The organism is Polyangium fumosum (assembly GCF_005144585.1).
In the GTDB taxonomy this organism is placed as follows: domain Bacteria; phylum Myxococcota_A; class Polyangia; order Polyangiales; family Polyangiaceae; genus Polyangium; species Polyangium fumosum.
Window position 1 is genome coordinate 176,210 of record NZ_SSMQ01000017.1, and the last position, 7,348, is coordinate 183,557.

Sequence of the window (7,348 nt, forward strand, 5' to 3'; positions counted from 1 at the left end):
CATGACGAAATTGAGCCCCGCTGACGATGGAGGCTGCGCTCGGGCAAGCCGAGCTACGCCCCCAAACCCCCACGTTTTCGCCGCGGCAGCCGCGCTCGCGCTCTCGCTCGCGAGCCCTCGCGCCGAGGCGCAGGCGACGCCGCTGCCCGAGTCGATCCCGGTCGGGTCCTTCACCTTCCGCCCTTCGTTCGAGCTGCGCGTGCGCGGCGAGTTCCGCACCGATCCGTTCGACATCGGCGGCGTGAACTTCACGCGCGGGGCGGTGCTCGAAGACGCGTACGGCTCGAACCTGCCGCCGCGCTTCGACGCGCCGACCTACATGACGCCGATCTACGCGTCGCAGTGGGCGGCGACGAGCCGCGCGCGGCTCGGCCTCGCGGTGGATCGAGGCCCGGTGACGGCGGCGATCGTGCTGCAGGACGCGCGGCCGATCGCGGGATCCATGGGGTACAGCGTGCTGCAAAGCAGCCAGCTCGGCGCGGGCCTCGGGCTCTTCGAGGCGTACCTCGACGTGCATCGCAAGAACCGCCGGCTGTGGTTCAGGCTCGGGCGCCAGCGGGTCGTGTGGGGCGACGGGCGGCTCGTCGGCGAGAGCGATTTCACGCAACGGCCGCGCTCGCTCGATGCGGCGCGGCTCGGTTTGTCCTGGAAGGACATCGATGTCGAGCTGCTCGCGGCGCTCATCGGAACGTCGCCGCTCGGGGGGCTCGGCACTCTCGGCGGCGCGGCGGGAGGGGGATCGACGGGGAGCACGGACAGCAGCATGGTGCCCACGACGACGATCCAGCCGCAGACGGGCAGCCAGCTCTACGGCGCGCACGCGGTCTTTCGCATCTTCCCGCTGCTCGCGATCGACGTGACGGCGCTCGCGCGGATCGTGCGCCCGCCGGTCGCGATCGATCTCACGCCGAGCGATACGTACGTGATCGACGCGCGCCTGTCCGGGGACTACCGCGGCGTTCGGTACGCCGTTGAAGGCGCGTACGAGCTCGGCCGCATTTCGAGCTTCGGCGCGAACCGCGATCTACGCGCCTTCGCGGGCGCGGCGCGCGTCGCGTGGGAGACGGCGCTGCCGTGGCATCTCACGTTCGGCGCGGCGGGCGCGTACGCCTCGGGGGACAACGGCAGCACGGATACGCTCTCCGTGCAGACGCGCTTCGATCCGATCCTGCCCGAAGAGCGCCCGACGCACGGCCGCATGGGCCTCTACGCGTGGTCGAACCTGATCGAGGCCGGCGCCGACATCGCGGCGCGCCCGACCGACACGTTCTCGGTGAACCTCGGCTACCGCTTCGTCGGGCTCGCCAACCCGAAGGGCCGCTGGACGAGCGCGTCGCTCACTCCGATCGGCGCTTCGGCCACGAACGAGTCGCGCGTCCTCGGCCACCAGATCGACGCCACGGTGGGCCTGCGCGTCTGGGATCCGCTAGTGATCGAGGCCTCCTATGGCCTCTTCCTGACGGGCGAAGGCGCGCGGAACATCCTCCAGGCATCGAGCCGCGGCCAGCCCGACATGCAGCACTTCGCCTATCTGCAGGCCGTGCTGCGCGCGCCCTAGAACAGCGAGCGGTTTGACAACCGCTCGCTGTTCTAAGGCTTTCTTCGTCCCGAGGGGGACGCCTCGCGTCCCCCTCTCGTCCAGGCAAAGCCCGGCCGATTCACCCCCCGAGGCGAGCTCGCTTCGCGATCTCGTAGAGCGCCGAACCTTTCGGCGCTCTAGAACCCGCTCCAGCGCCGCTTCGGCCCCGTGTCGACGTGCACGAACCTGTCGCGTTTCCCCGCGTAGGTGCCGAGCCCGCCTTGCCACTTCGCCTGCAGGATCTCAGCGGCGAGCTTCGGGACAACGAGCCCCTCGACGCGGAAATCGATCGCCATGCCGAGCGTGTGCTGGCTGTGCGACGCGACGTGCCGGCCCTTTTTGCGCATCACCTCGTTGCGCTTGGGGCTCCGGTAGCCGCTCACGATCTCGATCCGCGTGCCCTCGTGTTTCTTCGCGATCGTACGAAGCAGATCGAGCAGGCGCGGATCGATGCGCGTCTCTTGCTCGTAACCGTGGTCCGCGAGGAACGTGGAGAAGCGCTCAATCGTGGGTTCGTCCTCGGTGAGCGCGAGCGTCTCCTGCGTGTGACCGTGCACGATCGTCGCGATCGGCTTCTTCGCGGGAGGTGCCTCCGCTGCGGGATCCACGAGGCGTGGCTCGAGCGATGGAGCAAGCGCCGCCGCCGCGTCGATCACGGCGGCGGTGCTTTTGCGTGGGGGTGGGAGGGGAGCTTCGGAGAGGGGGGAGGGGACGGGCAGGGCGAACGCCGCGGCGACGAGGGCCGGCGCGATCGCCCGACCTTTCACGTGCTCGGAGCCGGCTTCGGCGCGCCGAAGATGCTGGCGGCGCGGCGCTTCTCCTTCGCGGCGCGCTCGCGGTCGGCGTAGGTCGGGATGACGACCTTCTGCCGCTCGGGAAGCTCGCGCCCAGCCACGATCGCGTCGACCTCCTCGGCGTCGAGCGTCTCGCGCTCGAGCAGGGCGTTCGCCAGCTTGTCGAGCGCCTCGCGGTGCTCGTCGAGCAGGCGGCGCGCCTCGGCGTGGCCGTCGAACACGAACTTGCGGACCTCGTCGTCGATCTGGTTGGCGACCGTCTCCGAGTAGTCGCGGCGCTGGCTCGTGAAGTCGCGGCCGAGGAACACGCTCTCCTCGTTCGCGGCGTACGAGATCGGGCCGATGACGTCGCTCATGCCGAACTCGGTCACCATGCGGCGCGCGAGGTTCGACGCTTGCTTGATGTCGTTGCCCGCGCCCGTCGTGAACTGGCCGAAGACGATCTCCTCGGCGACGCGGCCGCCCATCAGCACCGCGAGGCGCGCCTTCGCGAAGTCGCGCGACATGCTCAGGCGGTCTTCCTTCGGGAGCTGCTGCGTGATGCCGAGCGCCGGGCCGCGCGGGATGATCGTCACCTTGTGCACGGGGTCGGCGTTCTTTTCGAGCAGCTTCGCCACGAGCGCGTGGCCGGCCTCGTGCCACGCCGTCGTCTTCCGCTCCTCCTCGCTGATCACCATGCTGCGGCGCTCGGTGCCCATGAGGACCTTGTCCTTGGCCATCTCGAAGTCGACCATCGAGACGAGGTCCTTGTCCTGGCGCGCGGCGAGCAGCGCGGCCTCGTTGACGAGGTTTTCGAGGTCGGCCCCGACGAACCCGGGCGTGCCGCGCGAGATGATCTCGAGGTCGACGTCCGGACCGAGCGGCACCTTCTTCGTGTGCACGCGGAGGATGCCCTCGCGGCCACGCACGTCCGGGCGATTCACCACGATGCGCCGATCGAAGCGGCCGGGCCGCAGGATCGCGGGGTCGAGGACGTCCGGACGGTTCGTCGCGGCGATGATGATCACGCCCTCGTTCGACTCGAAGCCGTCCATCTCGACGAGGAGCTGGTTCAGCGTCTGCTCGCGCTCGTCGTGACCGCCGCCGAGGCCCGCGCCGCGGTGCCGGCCGACGGCGTCGATCTCGTCGATGAAGATGATGCAGGGCGCGTGCTTCTTGCCCTGCTCGAACAGGTCACGCACGCGGCTCGCGCCGACGCCCACGAACATCTCGACGAAGTCCGAGCCCGAGATCGAGAAGAACGGCACGCCCGCCTCGCCCGCGATGGCCTTCGCGAGCAGCGTCTTGCCCGTGCCAGGCGGGCCCATCATGAGCACGCCCTTGGGGATGCGACCGCCGAGCTTCTGGAACTTCTTGGGATCCTTGAGGAAGGCGATGATCTCTTCGAGCTCGTCCTTCGCCTCGTCGATGCCCGCGACGTCCGCGAACGTCACCTTGTTCTGCGACTCCGAGAGCAGCCGCGCGCGCGATTTGCCGAAGCTCATCGCCTTGCCGCCGCCCGCCTGGAGCTGCCGCATGAACAGGTAAAACATGACGAGGAGGAAGACCATCGGCAGGATGGTCACGAGCGCGCCCGACCAGAACGGCGACGCGTCCTCTTTCTCGAAGGTGACGGCGACCTTGTTGTCGACGAGCGTCTTCGTGATCTCGTCGGCGTTGTCCGGGCCGATCGTGACCTTTTTGACCTTCGAGTTGCTCTTCGGGTCCTTGACCCAGAAGGTGTATTCACGATCCTTGATCGAGACGGAGTCGACGTGCGGGTCCTTCTCGCGATCGGCCTGAACCTGGCCCATGAACTCGCTGAACGCGACCTGCGTCGCGGGCGGGCGATCGGGGCTCAGGAACTGCCAGATCACGAGGAACATCATGATCAGCAGGACCCAAAGGAGGAGCGTCTTGTGCGATTGCTTCACGAGGATCCTCGGGTTGCCCGGCCCGATCTCCTCGGGACGAGCAGACTGCGTCCAAATGTAACGCTTCTTTGCGGCAGCATGCCACGCGGTGGCATGCCCGTCGATGGAAGCCAAGCCGCGCCGTCCATTCGGTAGCGACGCAGCTTGATCATTTCTTTTCGTTAAGGACGATCTTCCCGGCTGGGAAGGTCACGTCGAGCTCTCGTCCCCCCTTCATACGAATCTTCACAATCCGAACGCCCTTTTTTTGGGCTTTTTCGATCGTCTTGCGTTGTGCCCGGCCGAGCTCGCTCATCGGGTCCTCCTCCGGACGGACGTCGTTCAGCATGTCCGCGAGGGCACAGAGATGGTCGATGATCCGCGGTGATAATTCCTCCATCAGGGGAATCAGCTCGCGGCGCACCCGGACACGCGTGAATCGAGGGTCGAGGTTGGAAGGGTCGCGGGCGTGGGCGATCGCGTGGCGATCGAGGTGGAGCAGGACGTCGGCCCGGCGCGCCCGGACGAGCGGGCGCACGAGGTCGCGCGGCGTGCCTCCGCCGCTCGGCGGTACGGGCGCAGGCGCGCGTGGTTCGAGCACGGCGAGCCCACGCGGGCCCGCGCCACGGAGCAAGCGGAGGAGGACCGTCTCGGCCTTGTCGTCGGCCGTGTGGCCCGTGGCGATCACGGCGGCGCCGCGCCGCGCCGCGGCGTCCTGCAGCGCTCGATGACGCGCCTCGCGGGCCCGCGCCTGGAGGTTTCCCCCCGGCTCGACGTCGAGCCGCGTGACCTCGAAAGGAACACCGAGCTTGTCAGCGAGCTCGGCCGCGAGCGCGAGCTCGTCCCGCGCCTCGGGGCGCAATCCATGATCGATCCCGTGCCCCACCACGTCGTGGCCGATCGTGCGGCGGAGCAGCGCGAGCACGTGGAGCAGCGCCGTCGAGTCGGGGCCACCCGAGCAGGCGACGAGCACACGATCGCCGCGATCGAAGAGCGCTTCGTCGCGGATGGTGCGCTCCGCGAGGCGTCGTAACGAAGGCGGGTGCGAGGGCTTGGTCAACGGAGCTCGAAGGCCTTGCAGAAGACGACCTCGTCACGCGCATCGAGGTCGGGCTCCTTGTGCATGACGTGCGGATACCCGAGCGAGCAACGATCGCCTTCCGGGTCGTATTGCGCGCAGTCGCCGCACGTGAACACGAGGCGAAAGCGGCGCGCCTCCTGCCGGAGCCGTTCGTCGACGGTGTGGATCATCCGGCGAGAGCGTAGCGCACGCGAGCGCTCAACGCGCCCCGCGGCGACGCACGAGGCGGGCCACGGTCTCGACGTGGCTCGTCTGCGGGAAGAGCTCGACCGTCTCCAGGTGCGTGAGCGAAAAGCCCGCGCGTGAGAGCACGCCGAGGTCCCGCGCGAGCGTGGCCGGATCACACGCGACGTAGACGATGCGTTGCACGCGCGAGGCCGCGATCGCAGCCGTCGCGCCCTCCGCGCCGGCCCGCGGCGGATCGAGCACGACGACGTCGACGCGCGGCGGAACCGGGTAAGCGTCCGCGTCGGTGGCGACGACCTTGCCCGCGAGATCCCGCGCCGCGAGGTTTTCACGGGCCGAGCGCGCAGCTCCCTCGTCCGACTCGACCGCGACGAACGACGCGGCCCCACGCGCGAGCAGGATCGAGAGCGTGCCGCTGCCGGCGAAGAGCTCGAGGACGTGCCCGTTCGTCGCTTCGTCCGCGCCTTCCCGCGGCGCATCGACGTCCGCGCGGGCGAGCTCCGCCACGCGCCGAGCGAGCAGCGTCGCGCCGTGATCCGAGCTCTGTGCGAACGATCCGGCCGCGATGACGAGCGGCGCGCCGTCCGCGCCTTCGAGCACCGGGCGCGGATCCCCGAACACGGCCGGCGTCTTCGCGCCCTCCATGCGCACGCGCGCGCCGGCCCACGCGCCCTCCGCGACACGCCGATCGATCGCGGTCCAGGCCGCGGGCGCGATCTCGCCGCGCCACGTCACATCCACGACGAGCCGCCCGCCCGCGCCTCGCGCGACCTGCACGTCGCCCTCGCCCGTCGAGCCCGCGAGCGCCGCCGGGATCTCGTCGAGCGCGCCGGCGATCGACGACGCGAGCACGATGCAGGTCGGCGTGGCGACGAGCGTGTGCGAGCCCGGGGCGCGATACCCGATCCGCACCCGACCTCGCTCGCCGCGCACGTAGAGCCGCGCGCGCGTGCGGTAGCCGAGCGGCTCGGGCGCGGCGTGCACGTGGATCGCGGGCGGCGCCTCGCCGGTTGCATGCGCGACCGCGCTCCGGACGATCTCCGCGTGCGCCGCTTCCTGCGCGCGCGGTGAGAGGTGCATGAAGTCGCAGCCACCACACGCGTCCACGTGCAAGCACGTCGGATCCACGCGATCGGGGCTCGCCTCGATCACCCGCAGCAGGCGCCCGCGCGCGGGTCGCGTGTTCCTGTCGACCTCGGCCTCCACGCGCTCGCCCGGCGCGGTGCCCGGCACGAAGACGGCCGTGCGATCGGCGAGCCGAGCCACGCCCGCTCCACCTGCGGCCAGGTTTTCGATGTGCAGGATCTCCGGGCGAAGCGCCTGTTTCGGCCTCGCCTGTTTGTCCCTGCGGTCCGGCTTTCCAGCGGGACGCGTTCCGTGCGGCATCGACGGAGACTACGTCACGACGAACGCACGTGCACCGCCCGCCCCGTCTTCGGAGCGAGCGGCCCGGTTCGTCTCACTTCATCGACACGCGTTGCGCCGTCACCTGGCCGGACACGACGATGACCGAGATGACCTTCGTCATGTCGCCCTTCTTGAGCGTGACCCGGTGCGAGCCCGGCTTGACCGAGATGTGCACGATCGGCGAGGGGCCGAGCGAGCGCCCGTTGTCGAGCACGTCGTCGCAGAACGGGTTGCACACGATCGTCAAGAAGCCCGGCTCGCCGGACGCGGCCGCGGCGCTCGCCGTCGCCGTGGGCGCGGCCGTGGGCGCGGCCGTCGCCGTCTTCGCGGTGGCGGGCGCGGTCCCGGGTCCAGGGCCCGGCGCGGCCGCAGGCGCGGCCGTATCCGTCGGCGCAGCCGCGGCCGTTTC

Annotated in this window: 7 protein-coding genes; 1 reads left to right on the top strand and 6 read right to left on the bottom strand. The window is 70.0% G+C overall.

All coding sequences use genetic code 11. The features are described from left to right. The first annotated feature begins 1 nt into the window (after window position 1). Window positions 2-1,558, top strand: a complete 1,557-nt coding sequence (locus E8A74_RS18505; RefSeq protein WP_136930343.1) for an alginate export family protein — start codon at window positions 2-4, stop codon at window positions 1,556-1,558. 158 nt (window positions 1,559-1,716) lie between these two features. Here the strand turns inward: E8A74_RS18505 and E8A74_RS18510 are convergent, their stop codons facing one another. The 6 genes from E8A74_RS18510 to E8A74_RS52410 all read right to left on the bottom strand — a co-directional run. Next, window positions 1,717-2,346: a YcbK family protein gene (locus tag E8A74_RS18510; protein ID WP_136930344.1), complete on the bottom strand. Its 630-nt coding sequence runs from the start codon at window positions 2,344-2,346 to the stop codon at window positions 1,717-1,719. Then, entirely contained in the window at window positions 2,343-4,286 is a 1,944-nt protein-coding gene (gene ftsH / locus E8A74_RS18515) for an ATP-dependent zinc metalloprotease FtsH (protein ID WP_136930345.1), read from the bottom strand. Before ftsH ends, E8A74_RS18510 begins: the two co-directional genes overlap by 4 nt. A gap of 148 nt (window positions 4,287-4,434) precedes the next feature. Next, entirely contained in the window at window positions 4,435-5,325 is an 891-nt protein-coding gene (gene tilS / locus E8A74_RS18520; RefSeq protein ID WP_232379638.1) for a tRNA lysidine(34) synthetase TilS, read from the bottom strand. Further along, the gene (locus E8A74_RS18525) at window positions 5,322-5,516 is read right to left on the bottom strand and encodes a hypothetical protein (RefSeq protein ID WP_136930347.1); all 195 of its coding nucleotides are present in this window, start codon (window positions 5,514-5,516) and stop codon (window positions 5,322-5,324) included. The genes tilS and E8A74_RS18525 overlap by 4 nt, the downstream gene beginning before the upstream one ends. Window positions 5,517-5,544: 28 nt before the next feature. Next, a complete protein-coding gene (locus E8A74_RS18530; RefSeq protein ID WP_136930348.1) occupies window positions 5,545-6,918 on the bottom strand; it encodes a class I SAM-dependent RNA methyltransferase in 1,374 nt (457 codons plus the stop codon). A 73-nt stretch (window positions 6,919-6,991) separates the two neighbouring features. Further along, window positions 6,992-7,348, bottom strand: a 357-nt coding sequence (locus tag E8A74_RS52410) for a hypothetical protein (RefSeq protein WP_420814216.1), incomplete at its 5' end; no start/stop codon positions are given.

Coding starts and splice junctions, on each gene's coding strand:
- E8A74_RS18525 (WP_136930347.1), bottom strand. CDS start 5,516: ATGATCCACACCGTCGACGAACGGCTCCGGCAGGAGGCGCGCCGCTTT.
- E8A74_RS18505 (WP_136930343.1), top strand. CDS start 2: ATGACGAAATTGAGCCCCGCTGACGATGGAGGCTGCGCTCGGGCAAGC.
- E8A74_RS18530 (WP_136930348.1), bottom strand. CDS start 6,918: ATGCCGCACGGAACGCGTCCCGCTGGAAAGCCGGACCGCAGGGACAAA.